We start from the raw sequence: 19,531 nt of genomic DNA on the forward strand, positions 1-19,531 counted from the left end.
AGCCCTGGCATTGATGATGATGCCATTGAGGGAATTGATACAGTAGAGCCAGCGTTCGGATTACCAGCGAAATGGATTTCTGAAGAAATGAAAGAACGAGCAGAAATGTTTGGCTATACGGTCGTTGATCCACCATCTGTCGTATCTACGCATATTACTGAGCTGTTGAAGGCGCACGCACATGAATTGCTCGGTCGTCAAGAAACGAAACAGTTAATCGACCATGTGAAAGAGTCGTATCCGATTTTAGTGGAAGAAGTGACGCCAAATCCGTTATCCGTTGGCGATATTCAAAAAGTGCTTGCGAACTTATTACGTGAAAAAGTATCAATTCGCAATTTGCCGGTTATTTTTGAAACGCTTGCGGATTTTGGACGAATGACGACAGATCCAGATCTTTTAACAGAATATGTTCGTCAAGCGCTCGCCCGTCAAATTACGAGCCAATACGTTGTTGAAGGACAGCCATTACGGGTAATTACATTATCAGGAAAAGTAGAGAAAATGATTGCCGAAGGTGTGCAACAAACGGAACATGGCAATTATTTAGCGCTTGATCCGGTCGTCTCGCAAGCGATCGTTGAAGCGATTGCGATGCAAATTGAACAATTTCCGTTTCAAGATCAAACGCCAATTTTACTTTGTTCACCGGCTGTGCGCATGTATGTGAGACAATTGACTGAACGATATTTCCGTCACGTTCCAGTATTGTCGTATAATGAACTTGAAGCAAATGTGGAAGTTCAAAGTGTTGGGGTGGTGAATGTGGAATGAAAGTAAAAAAGTTTGTCGCTTCGTCTATGCCAGAAGCGATGAAAATGATTCGAGCGGAACTTGGCAATGACGCCGTCATTTTAAATTCGAAAGTTGTGCAAAAAAAAGGTTTTCTTGGATTATTTTCCCGAAAAAATATTGAAGTGATTGCTGCTGTTGATCCAAAACCAGCCACTCCGCCCGTTCAAAAAATAAAAGAAAAACGAAAAGAGCGCACAGAATCGATGCGTGATGAACAGTTATTAAAGGAAATCCATGAATTAAAAGCAACGATTCGTCAATTATCGCAAGGAGGAGGGGTTGAGCATTACCCTACTCCATTAAAAGCAATCGATGCGCATTTAATCGACCAAGAAATAAGCGACGATGTGCGAGCGATGCTGATGTCCACGTTGTTGCAGCGTTGGTATACATCGGAAAAAAACGCCACATATGACGAGGTGAAGCAATGGCTTCATGAAGAAATCGTTCGTGCATTATCTTCGCTTTCGTTTGGGGGAATTTCGTTTCAAAAAAAATTTATTAACGTTGTTGGACCAACGGGGGTTGGCAAAACGACGACGCTTGCGAAAATGGCCGCTGATTGCGTCATTAAACATCGGAAAAAAGTCGCATTTATTACGACAGATACGTACCGCATTGCCGCCATTGATCAGTTGAAAACATATGCAAAAATTTTAAACGTTCCTCTTGAAGTATGTTACAATCTCGACGATTTTCGTAAAGCGAAAGAGAAGCTCGCATCGTATGACATTGTATTTATTGATACGGCAGGACGAAATTTTCGCAACGCTCAATATGTGAACGACTTAAAAGAAATGATCGACTTTAATGAGGAAATGGAAACGTTTCTTGTGTTATCACTCACAGCAAAATGGAGAGATATGAAAGACATTTATACACAGTTTTCACTCATTCCGATTCATAAATTTATTTTTACAAAAGTAGATGAAACGAGCCGACACGGTGCGATGTTAAATATGATGATTCAATGCCGTATCGGCGCAGCGTACATGACGCACGGACAAAACGTGCCCGATGATATTGTTGAAGCCACTCCACAGCTTGTTGCAAATATGGTTACCGGGGTCGAGCTACGATGATGAGAGATCAAGCGGAAAGCTTACGTTTACGCGTGAAAAAAATGCAGCACGGAACAGAAACGAAAACGATTGCTGTATTAAGCGGCAAAGGCGGAGTTGGAAAGTCGAACGTTTCGTTAAACTTTTCATTGGCGTTACGCCAACGCGAAAAACATGTATTGTTGTTTGATATGGATATTGGCATGGGGAATATCGATATTTTACTTGGGCAATCGTCATCTTATACAATGATCGATATTTTTCGTCCAAACGTCACCATTCATGATATTATAAAGACAGGACCTGAACAGTTATCTTTCATTGCTGGCGGAACAGGGTTCACAGAAATTTTTCATATGGACGAACAAAAAGTCGAGTATTTTATTGAACAATTGCAACTCGTTTCCGAGCAATACGATTATCTTATTTTCGATATGGGAGCAGGGATGTCCGAAGATCGTCTGCAGCTGCTCAAAGCGGTTGATGATATTTTTATCGTAACAACTCCGGAACCGACCGCTTTGACAGATGCATATGCAACGATGAAATACATTCACTTAGCAGATCCGCAACTCCCGATTTATGTGTTAGTCAATCGCGCACGCTCGGATAAAGAAGGAGTAGAGACACTACAGCGTTTAAAACAAGTGGCAAAACGTTTTTTAGGAAAAGAATTACACGCATTAGGATATGTACCTGAAGACCGAACGGTAAGTAACGCTGTCATTCATCAAACGCCTTTCCTTTTATTTGATCCGAGTGCAAAAGCAAGCAAGGCGCTTATGCGAATGACTGATCGCTACTTAGCGAACGGGGAACACGAGGAGCAAACGAAACGTCCGTTTCACTTTTTTGCAAAGCTTCGCCAATACTTTTTGGAAAGGTAGGTTATCATCGCTGTGAATAAGGTGAAAGTGCTCGTCGTTGATGACTCTGCTTTTATGCGAAAATTAATTAGCGATTTTTTGTCAGAACATCCGCGTTTGCACGTCGTAGGTACAGCGCGTGACGGACAAGAAGCGTTGCAAAAAATTGAGCAACTCAATCCGGATGTCGTGACGTTAGATGTTGAGATGCCTGTCATGAACGGGCTTGAGACGTTAAAGCATATTATGCAAAAAAAGCCACTTCCTGTCGTCATGATTTCAAGTACGACGACAGAAGGAGCGGAAAATACAATTTTAGCGTTGCAATACGGGGCGGTTGACTTTATTGCGAAGCCTTCAGGGGCCATCTCACTAGATTTATATAAAATTAAAGACAAGATGATCGAAAAAGTGCTCTTAGCAAGCGAAGCGAATTTGCGAACAGTGAAAATAAAGCAAAAAATGTCTATGTTGCCACAAAAGCAATATAGTAAAATAGGAATAAGCGAACGGAACAACGCAATCGGAAAGAAAAAAATCATCGCCATCGGCACATCAACAGGCGGACCACGCGCGCTTCAACACGTATTAACGAAATTTCCAGCGACCATTGACGCGCCGATTTTAATCGTCCAACATATGCCGAAAGGGTTTACAAAATCGTTAGCGACAAGACTTGATTCGTTATGCAACATTCGCGTCAAAGAAGCAGAAGATGGAGAAGTGATTCAAAAAGGGACAGCATATATCGCCCCAGGTGGGAATCATTTATATGTGAAACGCGTAGGCACATCGTTAGCCATTCATTTAGATGAAGGAGCGCCGCGCAATGGGCATCGACCTTCTGTTGACGTGATGTTTGAATCGTTAAGCGCTTTAACAGATTACGAAAAAGTAGCTGTTATTATGACAGGCATGGGGTCAGACGGTACAGCAGGATTAAAACAGTTAAAGGCATCTGGCAACACGTTTGTCGTTGCTGAATCTGCTGAATCTTCCGTTGTGTTTGGTATGCCTAAGTCAGCCATTGCTGCAAACGTTGTTGATGAAATCGTTCACGTTGACGATATTGCTAAAGTGGTAATGAAACACGTACAAGTTTGAGGGGGATAGGAACAATGGACATGAGTCAATACCTCGAAGTGTTTATTGATGAAAGTAAAGAGCATTTACAAACGATTAACGAGCAACTGCTAGAACTTGAAAAAAATCCAGACGATGTGGCGATCGTTAATGAAATTTTCCGCTCTGCCCATACGCTAAAAGGAATGTCAGCAACGATGGGATTTGAGGACTTAGCAAATTTAACGCATCAAATGGAAAATGTACTCGATGGAATACGAAATGGGAAAATTGCGGTTACGCCTGAACTGCTTGATGTCATTTTTCGCGCTGTTGATGATTTAGAAGCGATGGTCGTCTCTATTTCAGAAGGTGGAGACGGAAAGCGTGACGTCACCGAAGTCGTTGCGCAGTTAAAGCAAATTGAAAAAGGGGATGTTGTTGCAGTCCCTCAAAAAAGCAACTCAACGTATGAACAAACGTATGATGAATTTGAATATACCATTTTAAAGCAGTCCGCTGAACAAGGATTCCACAGTTATGAAGTCACGATCAAACTACGTTCTGACTGTCTATTAAAAGCTGCTCGTGTATTTATGATTTTTGAAGTGATTGAACAAATTGGAGAAGTGATTAAATCTGTTCCGACCGTTGAAATGTTAGAGGCCGAACAGTTCGACGATCAATTTGTCGTGACCGTCGTGACAAAAGTGTCACAAGATGAATTACAAAAGCGCATTATGAAAGTGTCTGAAGTAGAAGAAGTAAACGTCCGATCGGTTGACCTACGTCGATCTGAGCCTCTAGTGGAGCAAAAAGAAGAATCAAAAGAGGAACAAAAAGAAGAGACGAAAACTGTTGAGAAAACAGTCGAGAAAAAACAAGAAGCACAAGAAGAAAAAACGACTGGCAAACAAGTGAGCAACAAAACGATTCGCGTCAACATCGAGCGGCTTGACGTACTCATGAATTTGTTTGAGGAACTTGTCATTGACCGTGGACGTTTAGAACAAATTTCACGTGAGCTAAACAATCCAGAATTACACGAAACGGTTGAACGGATGTCGCGCATTTCAGGAGATTTACAAAACATTATTTTAAATATGCGCATGGTGCCCGTTGAAACGGTATTTAACCGCTTTCCGCGCATGGTTCGTCAATTAGCTCGCGATTTAGGAAAGAAAATTAATCTTGAAATTATCGGTGCTGAAACAGAACTCGATCGAACAGTCATTGATGAAATTGGCGATCCGCTCGTTCATTTATTGCGCAACGCCATCGATCACGGCATAGAAACGCCAGATGTACGTCGCGCAAAAGGAAAACCGGAAGAGGGAACAGTCAAATTAAAAGCATATCATAGTGGCAATCATGTATTTATTGAAATTGAAGACGATGGTGCGGGCATTAGTCGCGAAAAAGTGCTGAAAAAAGCCATTAGTAAAGGCATTATTTCTGAACAAAATGCGGCGAACTTAACGGATAAACAAGTATATGAGCTTATTTTTGCTTCAGGTTTTTCTACAGCGGATAAAGTATCGGATATTTCAGGACGCGGTGTTGGTTTAGACGTCGTCAAAAATACAATTGAATCGCTTGGTGGATCCGTGTCGATTGATTCAGAGGAAGGAGTCGGCTCGATCTTTTCGATTCAACTACCGCTTACACTATCCATTATTTCTGTTATGCTCGTTGAAATTCAAAAGGAAAAATATGCGATTCCGTTGTCATCGATCATCGAGACAGCCATCGTGAAAAAAGAAGACATTTTACATGCCCATAATCAAAAAGTCATTGATTTCCGTGGAAAAGTTGTTCCGCTCTTATTTTTGAAAGATATTTTTGAAGTGCCTGTTGTGAAGGAAGACGATGATTTCTTATCTGTTGTTATTGTGCGAAAAGGTGAGAAAATGGCTGGACTTGTCGTCGACTCGTTTATCGGTCAACAAGAAGTGGTGTTAAAATCGCTTGGCAACTACTTAACGTCTGTGTTTGCCATTTCTGGCGCGACCATTTTAGGTGACGGACAAGTGGCGCTCATTGTTGATTGCAACGCGCTAATTAAGTAGGGACAAGCGAGAGGGGGAATTTGATGTGGCTGAGCTGAAAGTAATTGTGTTTCAATTAAAAGACGAAGAATATGCGATTCCAGTGCAACAAGTACGCTCCATTGAAAAAATTCAACATATTACACGCGTTCCTCGCGTTCCGAAATATGTGAAAGGTGTTATCAATTTGCGTGGAGTCGTTACACCAATTATTGATTTACGCATGCGTTTCGGGTTAGAAGAAGCGCAATTTTCCGATCATACGCGCGTTATTATCGTGGCGCTTGATGACATTGAAGTCGGCTTAATTGTTGATGCTGCAAACGACGTCGTTGATATTTCGACAGAAGCAATCGAACCGCCACCAGAAGTGGTTGATGCAACAACCGCAGATTATATTAACGGTGTTGTAAAAATTGAAAAAAGACTTTTCATTTTATTAAACTTAGAAAAAGTATTAAAAACAGAGAAAGGATAAATCGTCCATGTCATATTTTGAACGGATGGATGCCGTCCATATGGACATACTAAAAGAGATTGGAAATATTGGTGCGGGTCACGCAGCAACAGCGTTATCAAAGCTGTTAAATAAAAGAATTGAAATGACGATTCCGGATGTGCGCATCATTTCATTTGATGAAATGATGGACATTGTTGGAGGAGCTGACAATGTCGTTGCTGCTGTTTTTTTGCGCATTGAAGGGGATGCGCCTGGCAATATGTTTTTTGTATTATCGATCGAGCAAGCGGAACGATTTATCCAACAAATGATTGGTGACGAACAATTTAAATTAGAACAAGATTGTTCGGAATTATCGTTGTCCGCATTGCAAGAGCTGGGTAACATTTTAGCAGGCTCGTATTTATCATCTTTATCAGACTTTACACGTTTAAATTTATATCCATCTGTTCCGGCACTCAGCATCGATATGATCGGCGCAATTTTAGGTTATGGATTAATAGAAATGTCACGTGTCGGTGACCATGTCATCGTCGTTGATACGGCAATTCATGAGGAGCATCAGCCGAATGATCGAGTAAATGGCCACTTTTTCTTGCTTCCCGACCCTGAATCATTTCATATCATCTTTCGCGCTTTAGGTGTGGACCGTGATGAGTGAAATTGTTCAAGTTGTAAAAGTCGGCATTGCTGATATGAACGTTGTAAAGGCGCCACATGTCATCCGTACATGTGGACTCGGCTCGTGCGTCGGTGTTGTTGTATATGATTTAGTGAAAGAAGTGGCTGGCATGGCGCACGTGATGTTGCCAGATTCATCGTTAGCAAAATCCGAAACAATGAATGTAGCGAAATATGCCGATACCGCAATAGAAGAATTGGTTCGGCGCGTCATTGGGGCAGGAGGAAGAAACGGTCATTTGAAAGCAAAAATGGCTGGTGGTGCACAAATGTTCCAATTTCGTACAGGGACGACGGATATGATGCGTATCGGGCCACGCAACGTTGAAGCTGTTCGTGAGCAGCTTCAGCGCTTTCGCATTCCGATTGTCGCCGAAGATGTCGGGGGAAATAGCGGACGAACGATTGAATTTCATCCGAAAACAGGAATGTTGCTCATTCGAACAGTAAATCAAGGGGTACGGGAAATGTAATGGCTGGTACATGGAAATTTAACGTTAGCTTTGCTTTATTCGGCTGTATGATCGCCTTTTTCTCTTCGTTACTACAAAATAGTATATGGACTTCTACGATTCGAGCTTTCATCACATTTATCGTGTTCTTTGTTTTTGCATTTATGATTCGTTGGATGATCGCATTTATCCAACGAGATGAATCAACACCGAACGTTTCATTTACACAAACGAACGACATAGAAGTTGAACAGATGATGGAAAGCTTAAGCGAAGAAGAACAACAAAAAGTAGCCGAGTATATTCGTCAACTGTTAAATCACGAAGAAAAATAAATGCAAAAGCGTAGCTTAGGGGGGATGACATATTGTGCTGGCAAAAGTGGATAGATACTCGCGATCGTGAAGCGGGTGATCAACTTATTGAGAAGTACATGCCACTTGTCGATTATCACGTCCAACGCATCGCTTCATCCCTTCCAAAAAGCGTAAAAAAAGAAGACTTGAAAAGCTTAGCGTTACTCGGCTTGTACGATGCGTTAGAAAAATTTGATCCTTCACGTGATTTGAAGTTTGACACGTATGCTTCATTTCGTATTCGTGGTGCCATTTTAGATGGATTGCGCAAAGAAGATTGGCTTCCGCGCAGCGTACGAGAAAAAGCAAAAAAAATCGAAGCGACGATCGAGCGGTTGCAACAAATGCATATGCGTGACGTGAGCGCCAAAGAAGTGGCGGATGCGTTAAATATATCAGAAGATGAAGTGTATGCGGTCATGAATGAACAGTTTTTCGCGAATGTTTTATCGCTTGATGAACGGCCGTTTGACGATGAAGATGATCAACCGTCGTTTACGATACGCGACGATCACTCACCGTCACCTGAAGAACATATATTGCGGGAAGAACAAATTGCCCAATTGGCCCAAGTCATCCAACAATTGAATGAAAAAGAACAGTTAGTGATTAGTTTGTTTTACAAAGAGGAACTGACGTTCACAGAAATCGGGCATATTATGGGGCTGTCGACGTCACGAATTTCCCAAATCCATGCAAAAGCGTTGTTTAAAATGCGCAAATTGATTGAGCAAGCAGTATGACAGTCCTTCATCAATCTTTATGAAGGAAGTGAAAACGATGAGTTTAAAGTTAATCGAGTTACAAATAGCGTTACCGAAAACGCATGAGCTCGGGAAGTGGCAAGAACATATGCAACAGTACGGACAGCTTGCTCAACAACAGCTTGCAGCAGAAATGAAAAAACAAGACGAGCGCATTCGCCAACAAGTGACGAAAGCTGAACAAAGCGAGCGTGCTAAATGGAAAAAACAATCTGAGCAAAAAGAAAAAAGCAAACATCCTTACAAAGGAACGCATATTGATTTTATCGGATAAGAGGGATGATATGACGACGTTTTTATGGTTTGCTAGCTTCGTTTTGCACGGTATTTCGCTCTTTCTTATTATTCTTTTGTCTTTAAAATGGGTAAAAATTAAAGAGACGGAAAGAGAGCAAGCGGAGCTTATTCGTGAGATGGAAACGATGATGACAACGTATTTAATGCAATTTAAAGAGGAAAATGAGCGCTTTGTTAAACAAATCACATCATCGGCTGTTCGTCAAAAGAAAAGAGAAACTCCGCCTTCGCTTCGAGAAGAACAACCGTCGCTTCCGATTGACGACGTTGTTGACCGCATCGAGTTATCAACAACTACACCAAAGGGAGAGCAATCGCTCGACTCGCTCGTTTCGGAAGCATTAAAACTGCAACAACAAGGAAAAACGATCGATGAAATCGCAAAAATACTAAAACGTGGGAAGACAGAAATGGAGCTTTTGCTTAAATTTCACCAAAAGTAGTTGAATGTGTTTTTTAATTATGATATAGTTCTACTTGGTGTGAATACACACGCTCATCGATTTAAGCAACGGTGCTGCATCGCAGTCTTGCTTAAAAATGACATGAGCGGAGGAAAAAAACCGTGTAGGAGGATGAAAAATGTCTGTTATTTCAATGAAGCAGTTGCTTGAAGCAGGGGTTCACTTCGGGCATCAAACACGTCGTTGGAACCCAAAAATGAAAAAGTATATTTTCACTGAGCGCAATGGTATTTATATCATTGACTTGCAAAAAACAGTGAAAAAAGTAGAAGAAGCGTATAACTTCGTCAAAGAACTTGCGGCAAACGGCGGCAAAATTTTATTCGTTGGTACGAAAAAACAAGCGCAAGATTCTGTGAAAGAAGAAGCAGAACGTTCTGGCATGTTTTACGTGAACCAACGTTGGTTAGGTGGAACGTTAACAAACTTTGCAACAATTCAAAAGCGTATTAAACGCTTAAAAGAAATCGAAAGAATGGCTGAAGATGGCACATTCGATGTATTGCCTAAAAAAGAAGTGGTAAAACTAAAGAAAGAGTTAGAGCGTCTTGAAAAGTTTTTAGGCGGTATTAAAGAAATGAAAGAATTGCCAGATGCATTGTTTGTCATCGATCCACGCAAAGAGCGCATTGCCGTTGCGGAAGCTCGTAAATTAAACATTCCGATCATCGGAATCGTGGATACAAACTGTGATCCAGACGAAATCGACTACGTCATTCCTGCAAACGACGATGCGATTCGTGCTGTGAAACTTCTTACTTCTAAAATTGCTGATGCGATTTTAGAAGCAAAGCAAGGCGAAGAAGCTGTTGTCACAGCTGAGTAAGCATGCGAAAGGTGATAAGAGGGGGGAGCCTTTTATCACCTTTTTTTAAGAAAGTTGGGCATACTAAGCCTGCGAACCGTTTCGGTTTGTATACATACGAGGCACATAAAAAGGAGGATGTTTAACATGGCAATTACTGCTCAAATGGTAAAAGAATTGCGCGAAAAAACTGGCGCAGGAATGATGGACTGCAAAAAAGCGTTAACAGAAACAAACGGCGATATGGAAAAAGCGATCGACTGGCTTCGTGAAAAAGGAATGGCGAAGGCAGCGAAAAAGGCAGATCGCATTGCAGCTGAAGGAACAACATTAATCGAAGTTGATGGAAATGCAGCTGTCATTTTAGAAGTAAACTCTGAAACAGACTTCGTTGCGAAAAACGAAGGATTTAAAACATTAGTAAAAGAATTGGCGGATCATTTATTAAAACATAAACCTGCAACAGTAGAAGAAGCGTTACAACAAAAAATGGACAACGGTGCAACAGTAGAAGAGCACATCAACGCGGCGATTGCTAAAATCGGTGAAAAAATTACGTTGCGTCGCTTTGCTGTTGTAGAAAAAGGCGACAACGCAGCATTCGGTGCCTATTTGCACATGGGTGGTCGCATTGCTGTATTAACAGTACTAGAAGGCACAACAAATAGCGACATTGCAAAAGATGTAGCGATGCACATTGCTGCTATTAATCCAAAATACGTTTCTCGCGATGAAGTATCTGCAGACGAAATCGCTCGTGAGCGTGAAGTATTAAAACAACAAGCATTAAATGAAGGAAAACCAGAAAACATCGTTGAAAAAATGGTTGAAGGTCGTTTAGGTAAATTTTTCGAAGACATTTGCTTACTTGAGCAAAGCTTCGTAAAAAATCCTGATGTGAAAGTACGTCAATTTGTAGAATCTAATGGCGCAACTGTAAAAAGCTTCATCCGTTACGAAGTAGGCGAAGGCATTGAAAAGCGTCAAGATAACTTCGCTGAAGAAGTTATGAGCCAAGTTCGTAAGTAATGAAGACAAATAGGGAACACATACGTGTTCCCTATTTTTAAAGAACGGTATGGAGGTTTACAATGAAAAGCCCAAAGTATAAACGTGTCGTTTTAAAATTAAGCGGTGAAGCGTTAGCTGGTGACCAAGGATTTGGCATTAATCCGTCTGTCATTAAATCGATTGCTCAACAAGTAAAAGAAGTCGCGGAACTTGGAGTTGAAGTAGCGGTCGTTGTTGGTGGTGGGAACATTTGGCGTGGAAAAATCGGCAGTGAAATGGGCATGGATCGCGCCACAGCCGATTACATGGGTATGTTAGCAACAGTCATGAATTCGCTCGCTTTGCAAGACAGCCTCGAGCAACTTGGGGTACAAACGCGCGTACAAACATCGATTGACATGCGTCAAGTGGCAGAGCCGTACATTCGTCGACGAGCGATTCGTCACTTAGAGAAAAAACGCGTCGTCATTTTCGCGGCAGGAACAGGAAACCCGTACTTTTCAACGGATACGACAGCTGCGCTTCGTGCTGCCGAAATCGAAGCAGACGTCATTTTAATGGCGAAAAACAACGTAGATGGCGTATATAGTGCCGATCCGAAAGTAGATAAAAATGCAGTCAAATATGACGAGCTATCTTATTTAGACGTCATTAAACAAGGATTGGGCGTCATGGATTCGACCGCCTCATCGTTATGTATGGATAACGATATTCCGCTTATCGTTTTCTCGATTATGGAAGAAGGAAATATTAAACGTGCTGTATTAGGCGAAAATATTGGAACAATTGTAAGGGGGAAATAAGATGCAAGTATTAACGAACGCAAAAGAAAAAATGGATAAAGCTGTTCAAGCTTTTTCGCGTGAGCTCGCAACCATTCGTGCAGGTCGTGCCAATCCTGCGTTGTTAGAAAAAATTACAGTAGATTACTACGGCATGCCAACACCAATCATTCAATTAGCAGGCATCCAAGTGCCAGAAGCGCGTCTTCTTGTCATTCAGCCGTATGACAAATCTGTATTGAAAGAAATTGAAAAAGCGATTTTAGCATCTGACTTAGGTTTAACACCTTCAAACGACGGTTCAGTTATCCGCATCTCTATTCCGCCACTAACGGAAGAGCGTCGTCGCGAGCTTGTTAAACTTGTAAAAAAATATGCTGAAGAAGCGAAAGTTGCTGTGCGCAACATTCGTCGCGATGCAAACGACGAGTTGAAAAAACTCGAAAAAAATGGCGAAATTACAGAAGATGAGTTACGTGGTTATACAGAGGATATCCAAAAATTGACGGATGATCATATCGCAAAAATTGATGCGATTACGAAAGAAAAAGAGAAAGAAGTCATGGAAGTATAAGTCCCTCTATGTTTATAGAGGGTTTTTTGCTATAATTACGAAATAGGGCGCACAGCCTAATCATGTTGGATCAAAGCTGGAGGATACGCGCTAATGTTTGAAAAGATGAAAAGATGGAAAAACAAAGAAGAAGGGCATGAAAAAGAAACGATTTTACAAGGTCCGATCCCTGCGCATGTGGCAATCATTATGGATGGAAACGGACGATGGGCGAAAAAGCGTGCATTGCCACGCATGGCTGGGCATTATGAAGGGATGCAAACGGTTCGGAAAATTACGCGCTTTGCGAATGAACTCGGCGTAAAAGTGTTAACGTTATACGCATTTTCAACAGAAAATTGGAAACGACCGAAAACAGAGGTCGATTATTTAATGCAGTTGCCGGAACAATTTTTGAACACATTTTTGCCAGAGTTAATCGAGGAAAACGTGCAAGTACGCGTCATGGGACATAAAGAGCAATTACCTTCACATACGCTGCGTGCGGTTAATAAGGCGATTGAAGAGACGAAACAAAATACGGGGTTAATCTTAAACTTTGCGTTAAACTACGGAAGTCGTGCAGAAATCGTGCATGCCGTTCAAAAGCTCGTTGACGATGTGCAAAACGGAGCGATTCAAGCAAGCGATGTGAATGAACAACTATTCCATTCATATTTAATGACAAACGATTTGCCTGACCCGGATTTGCTTATTCGCACAAGCGGTGAGATTCGTTTAAGTAATTTTATGCTTTGGCAACTAGCTTATACAGAATTTTGGTTTACGGATATATTGTGGCCAGATTTCACCGAACAACATTTTTTACAGGCGGTACATGAATTTCAACAACGAAGCCGTCGATTTGGAGGCGTGTAATTTCATATGAAACAAAGAATTATAACAGCAATTATTGCAGCTTCAATCTTTTTACCAATCGTCATATATGGCGGATGGCCATTTTTCGTTTTAACGTATGTACTAGCTACAGTTGGTTTATTTGAACTCATTCGTATGAAGCGCATGTCCGTGTTTTCATTTCCTAGCGTTGTTAGTTTTCTTTCATTATGGCTCTTTTTATATCCACATGAACATATGATAAATATATGGATCTTGATCATCAGTCTCTTTTTGTTGCTCATTTATACGGTCATATCGAAAAATGCGTTTACGTTTGATGATGCAGCGTTTATGGTTGCCGCTTTACTATACGTAGGTGTCGGTTTTTACTCTTTTGTTCAAGTGCGTGAAGCCGGATTATCATACATTTTTTATGCCCTCTTTTTAATTTGGGCAACAGATAGTGGTGCATACTTTATTGGTCGTGCATTCGGAAAACGAAAGTTATGGGAGCATATTAGCCCAAATAAAACGGTTGAAGGGGCGATTGGTGGCATTGTATGTGCTCTTGTTGTTGTGAGTATTTATGAGTGGCTATCGCCGTTTTCCCCGTCTTTTCTCATGTTGCTCATTGCGACAGTCATTTTATCCGTTTTCGGCCAGCTTGGAGATTTAGTAGAATCCGCTTTTAAACGTCATTACGGAGTAAAAGACTCAGGAGCGATTTTGCCTGGACATGGCGGCATTTTAGATCGCTTCGATAGTTTGTTATTTATTTTGCCTATTTTACATTTGTTTTACCTTGTGGCTTAAAAAGGAGTGAATAGTTTGCGAGCAATTAGTCTATTAGGAGCGACTGGCTCGATCGGCATGCAAACGTTAGATGTCATTCGCGCCCATTCTAATGCGTTTCGTCTCGTTGCTTTTTCAGCCGGACGAAACATTGAGCAGGCTCGACGTATTATTGAGCAATTTTCACCAAATGTTGTATGCGTCGCGCAAAAGGAAGATGCTGAACGGTTACAAAGCGAATATAAGGGACGAGTACGCATCGTTTTCGGTGAAGACGGGCTCATTGAAGTAGCAACAGTTCAAGAAGCGGATATTGTTGTCAACGCAGTTGTTGGGAGCGTTGGGCTAGTTCCTACGTTAAAGGCGATTGAGGCGAAAAAAACGATTGCGTTAGCGAATAAAGAAACGTTAGTTACCGCAGGTCATCTTGTTATGAAACATGCTGCCGATTATGGCGTAACCATTTTGCCTGTCGATAGTGAACATTCAGCTATTTTTCAATGTTTGCAAGGGGAACAACAAAAAAATATCGAATATATTATTTTGACGGCATCTGGTGGGAGTTTTCGCGATCGGACGCGCGAACAACTACAGCATGTTACGGTGGAAGAGGCGTTAAAACATCCGAATTGGTCGATGGGAGCGAAAATTACAATTGATTCTGCAACAATGATGAACAAAGGACTCGAAGTGATCGAAGCACACTGGTTGTTCCACTTACCGTATGAACAAATTGACGTGCTGTTACATAAAGAAAGCATTATTCATTCGATGGTGCAATTTCACGACGGAAGTGTTATCGCTCAACTAGGAACGCCAGATATGCGCGTACCGATTCAATATGCATTAACATACCCAGACCGTTTTCCGCTACATATTGAACGGCTAAACTTAGCACAAGTAGCCACGTTGCACTTTCAAAAAGTGGACATGGACCGATTCCGTTGTTTACAATTTGCTTATGAAGCAGGAAAAATCGGCGGAACGATGCCGACCGTATTAAATGCGGCCAACGAAGAAGCGGTGTCGGCCTTTTTAACTGGACGAATATCGTTTTTAGCGATTGAACAATACATTGAACAAGCAATGAATTGGCACGTACCGATCGCTCATCCGGATTTGGAAACGATTCGTACAGTTGATCGCGAAACGCGACAATATGTAAAATCACTATACATGTAAAAGGTGGTTGAAACTTTGGAAACGGTTATTTCTTTTATTGTTATTTTTGGTGCGCTTGTATTTTTTCATGAATTAGGACATTTCATTTTTGCTAAGCGGGCAGGCATTTTATGCCGTGAGTTTGCGATCGGATTTGGTCCAAAAGTGTTTTCGATGAAAAAAGGGGAAACGACGTACACCATTCGTTTACTTCCACTCGGCGGTTTTGTGCGCATGGCTGGCGAAGACCCTGAAATGATTGATGTTAAGCGCGGTCAAGTTGTCGGATTATTGTTTGACTCGGAAGGCAAAGTGAAAAAAGTAATCGTCAATCATAAAGACGAATATCGAGATGCCAAAATCATTGAAGTGGAGCGCGCTGACTTTGAACATGAGCTATATATTGAAGGCTATGAAGGTGATGATGATCACTTACAACGCTTTGAATTAAGCGATCCAGCTTACATCGTTATTGATCGGGAAGAAGTGCAAATTGCACCGTATCATCGTCAGTTTGGTTCAAAAACGCTCGGGCAGCGAGCGATGGCCATTTTCGCTGGTCCGCTTATGAATTTCGTGCTAGCGCTTGTCATCTTCATTGTTATTGGACTATTACAAGGTTATCCTGTCGATAAACCGATCATTGGTGAATTGACGGAAGATGGGGCTGCGCTTAAAGCCGGATTAAAGCAAGGGGATATCGTTATTTCGATTGATAGCCAGTCGATGTCTTCATGGACGGATGTGGTGACAATGATTCGGAAAAGCCCAGAAAAACCGCTCCAGTTTCAAGTAAATCGCAACGGTCAAATAATTGATCTCATCGTTACACCTGAAAAGAAAACGATCGAAGGTGAGACGATTGGGCTAATCGGTGTGTATGGGCCAATGGAAAAATCGATTGCAGGTGCGATCAAACAAGGAGCGTTAGAAACGTACTATTGGACAAAAGAAATTATAGTTGGGCTAGGTCATTTATTGACAGGGAAATTTTCATTTGATATGTTATCTGGACCTGTTGGTATTGCGGTTTCGACTCACAAAGTCGCCCAATCTGGCGTGTATTACTTAATGAAATGGGGAGCTATTTTAAGCATTAACTTAGGGATTATTAACTTGCTTCCACTTCCGGCACTCGATGGCGGACGATTAACGTTTTTTGCGATTGAGGCGTTACGTGGAAAACCAATTGATCGCCAAAAAGAGGGTATTGTACATTTTATCGGTTTTGCTCTTCTCATGTTGCTTATGCTTGTTGTTACATGGAACGATATTCAAAAATTTTTCCTATAAATCAATGAAGTAAGAGGTGCTAAAAAAGATGAAACAAAGCATGTCGTTTATTCCTACATTACGTGAAGTACCGGCAGATGCAGAAATTAAAAGTCATCAACTTCTCCTCCGTGCCGGTTTTATTCGTCAAAACGCGAGCGGAGTATATAGCTTCTTACCGCTTGGTAAACGTGTATTACAAAAAATTGAAGCGATCATTCGTGAAGAAATGGAGCGAGCAGGCGCGGTAGAGCTACTAATGCCAGCGCTTCAACAAGCAGAGTTGTGGCAAGAGTCAGGTCGCTGGTATTCATACGGACCTGAATTAATGCGTTTAAAAGATCGCCACGAGCGTGACTTTGCGCTCGGTGCAACTCATGAAGAAGTCATTACGGCACTTGTGCGTGATGAAGTGAAATCGTATAAACGTTTGCCGCTTACGCTTTATCAAATTCAAACAAAGTTTCGTGACGAAAAGCGTCCACGTTTCGGTTTGCTTCGTGGCCGTGAGTTTATTATGAAAGATGCATATTCATTTCACGCTTCACACGAAAGTTTGGATGAAGTATACAATAAAATGTACGAAGCTTATGCCAATGTGTTCCGTCGTTGCGGATTAAATTTCCGCGCTGTCATTGCCGATTCTGGGGCGATGGGCGGAAAAGATACGCATGAATTTATGGTTTTATCCGATGTCGGTGAAGATACAATTGCATATTCAGACTCGTCTGACTATGCTGCGAACATTGAAATGGCTCCTGTCATTACGACATATGAGCGGAGCGATGAACCGCATGAGTCGCTTGAAAAAGTGCATACACCAGAACAACGTACAATTGAAGAAGTAAGTCAATTCCTTCAAGTGCCAAAAGAAAAATGCATTAAGTCGCTATTATTTAAAGTAGATGATCGCTATGTGCTCGTTCTTGTGCGCGGCGATCATGAAGTCAATGACGTAAAAGTAAAAAATATATTAGAAGCAACAGTGGTGGAGTTGGCGACACCAGAAGAAACGAAACAAGTGATGAATTGCGAAATCGGTTCACTTGGCCCAATCGGTGTCCGAAACGATGTGCTCGTTTTGGCAGACCACGCGGTAAAAGCGATTGTCAACGGTGTATGCGGGGCAAATGAAGCACACTATCATTATAAAGGGGTCAATCCGGATCGTGATTTTGTTGCGCAATACGCGGATGTTCGTTTCATTCAAGAAGGGGATCCATCACCAGATGGAAAAGGAACGATTCGCTTTGCGCGCGGAATTGAAGTAGGGCATGTATTTAAACTCGGCACGCGTTACAGTGAAGCGATGAATGCAACATACTTAGATGAAAATGGACGTACGCAACCGATGATTATGGGTTGCTATGGTATTGGTGTCTCTCGCACACTTGCAGCGATTGCTGAACAATATAATGATGAGCATGGACTTATTTGGCCGACAGCTGTTGCTCCGTTCCACGTCCACCTCATTTCTGTCAATCCGAAAGTGGACGAGCAACGAGAACTTGCTGATGAATGGTACGTACGTTTGCAACAAGAAGGATTTGAAGTGTTGTATGACGATCGTGCCGAGCGTCCGGGTGTGAAATTCGCTGACAGCGATTTAATCGGCTTACCTGTGCGTGTAACAGTCGGAAAACGTGCAAGTGAAGGAATTGTCGAAGTAAAAGTTCGCAAAACAGGTGAAACAGAAGAAGTACATGTGTCGCAATTAGTGGAGACTTTGCGCCGATATTTGTAAAAGGCAGAGAGGGGGATTCCCCTCTTTCTGTCGTCTATCACTCCCAACCAACGTACAAAAAAAGGGAGGCTTTTGACTGTTCATGATAAATGTATAAATATTTATAAAAATTTTGTAAAAATCTGATGATCATTTTATGTAAAAAAAGTCAAAAAGGGGCTGGAAGAAGATGATTCGCACGTACAAAGTCATGCTTCTGCCCAACAATAAGCAAAAGACGAGGCTTTTTCAATGCGCAGGTGTTGCCAGATGGGCGTATAACTTTGCATTAGCGCAACAACAAGAAAATGATAAACAAGGTGGCAAATTTTTAAGTGATGGCGAACTAAGAAAAAGATTAACACAGCTCAAACAAACGAAAGAGTACAGTTGGCTCAATCAATTCTCAAACAACATCACAAAACAAGCGATCAAAGACGCGTATCAAGCTTATAAAAACTTTTTCGAAGGACGGGCGAAGCTTCCAAAGTTTAAAACGAAAAAACGAACACGCCCAAGTTTTTATCAAGACACCGCCAAAATCAAAGTGACTGACACGCATGTGAAACTAGAGAAACTGACGCCTTCTAAAAAGAAAAATAGACAGAAATTCAATTGGATCCGTCTTGCTGAAAGGGGGCGTATTCCTCACGGCGCACATATAAAGTATGTCAATCCGCGCATCGTGTTTGACGGACTTCATTGGTTTTTAACGGTCGGTGTAGAGGAAGCGGAAGTGAAACATGGAACATACAACGAAGGCATTGGTATTGATTTGGGAGTAAAATCGTTCGCTACCGTCAGCAATGGGATGACATTTCCTAACATCCATCACATGCCTCAAGTGAAAAAGCTTGAAAAACAAATGAAGCGAATGCAAAGAAAAATATCGCGAAAATATGAAATGAACAAAATCCAAACAGAAAGGGGGGAATTCCGTTACAGAAAAACGGAAAACATCAAGAAACTAGAATTCCTTGTTTTGAAAAAACGCCGAAGGCTAAAAAATACCCAACTAAACTATACCCACCACATCACCACGACGTTGGTGAAAACCAAGCCAGCGTATGTCGTGATGGAAGACTTGAATACAAGTGGCATGTTAAAAAATCGGAAGCTATCGAAAGCGATTCAACAACAAACATTCCACGAGTTCAAGCGGCAAATGACGTACAAATGTGCATGGCATGGGATCGAGTTGATCGTCGTAGATCGCTTTTATCCGTCAAGCAAAATGTGTAGCCGTTGCGGTCATGTAAAAGAGAAGCTTTCTTTATCCGAACGGA

At 41.6% G+C, this 19,531-nt stretch carries 22 protein-coding genes; all 22 read left to right on the plus strand.

Going from position 1 to position 19,531, the window contains the following annotated elements; translation table 11 throughout:
• A partial coding sequence (locus LD028_RS00450; protein ID WP_237810544.1) for an FHIPEP family type III secretion protein occupies positions 1-774 on the plus strand: 774 nt, incomplete at its 5' end.
• Entirely contained in the window at positions 771-1,877 is a 1,107-nt protein-coding gene (flhF, locus tag LD028_RS00455; protein WP_012575292.1) for a flagellar biosynthesis GTPase FlhF, read from the plus strand. The genes LD028_RS00450 and flhF, both read left to right, overlap by 4 nt.
• Entirely contained in the window at positions 1,874-2,743 is an 870-nt protein-coding gene (locus tag LD028_RS00460) for a MinD/ParA family protein (protein ID WP_237810545.1), read from the plus strand. The genes flhF and LD028_RS00460 overlap by 4 nt, the downstream gene beginning before the upstream one ends.
• 12 nt (positions 2,744-2,755) lie before the next feature.
• Positions 2,756-3,826 carry a protein-glutamate methylesterase/protein-glutamine glutaminase gene (locus LD028_RS00465; RefSeq protein ID WP_237810546.1) on the plus strand — a complete coding sequence of 357 codons (1,071 nt, stop codon included), beginning with the start codon at positions 2,756-2,758 and terminating at the stop codon, positions 3,824-3,826.
• Between the two features lie 14 nt (positions 3,827-3,840).
• The gene (locus LD028_RS00470) at positions 3,841-5,853 is read left to right on the plus strand and encodes a chemotaxis protein CheA (protein ID WP_237810547.1); all 2,013 of its coding nucleotides are present in this window, start codon (positions 3,841-3,843) and stop codon (positions 5,851-5,853) included.
• Positions 5,854-5,878: 25 nt separating this feature from the next.
• Positions 5,879-6,310, plus strand: coding sequence for a chemotaxis protein CheW (locus LD028_RS00475; RefSeq protein ID WP_077429643.1), 432 nt, complete (start codon positions 5,879-5,881; stop codon positions 6,308-6,310).
• Between the two features lie 7 nt (positions 6,311-6,317).
• Positions 6,318-6,953: a chemotaxis protein CheC gene (locus LD028_RS00480; protein WP_237810548.1), complete on the plus strand. Its 636-nt coding sequence runs from the start codon at positions 6,318-6,320 to the stop codon at positions 6,951-6,953.
• The gene (locus LD028_RS00485) at positions 6,946-7,446 is read left to right on the plus strand and encodes a chemotaxis protein CheD (protein ID WP_237810549.1); all 501 of its coding nucleotides are present in this window, start codon (positions 6,946-6,948) and stop codon (positions 7,444-7,446) included. The genes LD028_RS00480 and LD028_RS00485 overlap by 8 nt, the downstream gene beginning before the upstream one ends.
• Positions 7,446-7,760: a hypothetical protein gene (locus LD028_RS00490; protein WP_237810550.1), complete on the plus strand. Its 315-nt coding sequence runs from the start codon at positions 7,446-7,448 to the stop codon at positions 7,758-7,760. Before LD028_RS00485 ends, LD028_RS00490 begins: the two co-directional genes overlap by 1 nt.
• 32 nt (positions 7,761-7,792) lie before the next feature.
• Positions 7,793-8,524: a FliA/WhiG family RNA polymerase sigma factor gene (locus LD028_RS00495; RefSeq protein ID WP_255707027.1), complete on the plus strand. Its 732-nt coding sequence runs from the start codon at positions 7,793-7,795 to the stop codon at positions 8,522-8,524.
• Positions 8,525-8,561: 37 nt separating this feature from the next.
• Positions 8,562-8,819: a hypothetical protein gene (locus tag LD028_RS00500; protein WP_237810552.1), complete on the plus strand. Its 258-nt coding sequence runs from the start codon at positions 8,562-8,564 to the stop codon at positions 8,817-8,819.
• A 10-nt stretch (positions 8,820-8,829) separates the two neighbouring features.
• Entirely contained in the window at positions 8,830-9,285 is a 456-nt protein-coding gene (locus LD028_RS00505) for a hypothetical protein (protein ID WP_171699796.1), read from the plus strand.
• Between the two features lie 139 nt (positions 9,286-9,424).
• On the plus strand, positions 9,425-10,132 hold the full coding sequence (gene rpsB, locus LD028_RS00510) for a 30S ribosomal protein S2 (protein WP_004891029.1): 708 nt from the start codon (positions 9,425-9,427) through the stop codon (positions 10,130-10,132).
• Between the two features lie 126 nt (positions 10,133-10,258).
• Positions 10,259-11,140, plus strand: a complete 882-nt coding sequence (tsf, locus tag LD028_RS00515) for a translation elongation factor Ts (protein WP_004891028.1) — start codon at positions 10,259-10,261, stop codon at positions 11,138-11,140.
• Between the two features lie 62 nt (positions 11,141-11,202).
• Positions 11,203-11,925 carry a UMP kinase gene (gene pyrH / locus LD028_RS00520; RefSeq protein ID WP_237810553.1) on the plus strand — a complete coding sequence of 241 codons (723 nt, stop codon included), beginning with the start codon at positions 11,203-11,205 and terminating at the stop codon, positions 11,923-11,925.
• 1 nt (position 11,926) lies between these two features.
• The gene (frr, locus tag LD028_RS00525; RefSeq protein ID WP_006322344.1) at positions 11,927-12,478 is read left to right on the plus strand and encodes a ribosome recycling factor; all 552 of its coding nucleotides are present in this window, start codon (positions 11,927-11,929) and stop codon (positions 12,476-12,478) included.
• A gap of 93 nt (positions 12,479-12,571) precedes the next feature.
• On the plus strand, positions 12,572-13,336 hold the full coding sequence (locus LD028_RS00530; RefSeq protein ID WP_077429648.1) for an undecaprenyl pyrophosphate synthase: 765 nt from the start codon (positions 12,572-12,574) through the stop codon (positions 13,334-13,336).
• A gap of 6 nt (positions 13,337-13,342) precedes the next feature.
• Entirely contained in the window at positions 13,343-14,110 is a 768-nt protein-coding gene (locus LD028_RS00535) for a phosphatidate cytidylyltransferase (protein WP_077429649.1), read from the plus strand.
• A 6-nt stretch (positions 14,111-14,116) separates the two neighbouring features.
• The gene (gene dxr, locus LD028_RS00540; protein ID WP_077429650.1) at positions 14,117-15,271 is read left to right on the plus strand and encodes a 1-deoxy-D-xylulose-5-phosphate reductoisomerase; all 1,155 of its coding nucleotides are present in this window, start codon (positions 14,117-14,119) and stop codon (positions 15,269-15,271) included.
• Between the two features lie 15 nt (positions 15,272-15,286).
• Entirely contained in the window at positions 15,287-16,543 is a 1,257-nt protein-coding gene (gene rseP / locus LD028_RS00545; protein ID WP_077429651.1) for an RIP metalloprotease RseP, read from the plus strand.
• A gap of 28 nt (positions 16,544-16,571) precedes the next feature.
• Positions 16,572-18,266, plus strand: a complete 1,695-nt coding sequence (locus LD028_RS00550) for a proline--tRNA ligase (protein WP_237810554.1) — start codon at positions 16,572-16,574, stop codon at positions 18,264-18,266.
• A gap of 169 nt (positions 18,267-18,435) precedes the next feature.
• Positions 18,436-19,531: RNA-guided endonuclease InsQ/TnpB family protein (locus tag LD028_RS00555; protein WP_237810555.1), on the plus strand; the 1,096-nt coding region annotated here is incomplete at its 3' end.

Source organism: Anoxybacillus sp. LAT27 (genome assembly GCF_022030075.1).
GTDB classification, from domain to species: domain Bacteria; phylum Bacillota; class Bacilli; order Bacillales; family Anoxybacillaceae; genus Anoxybacillus; species Anoxybacillus kestanbolensis.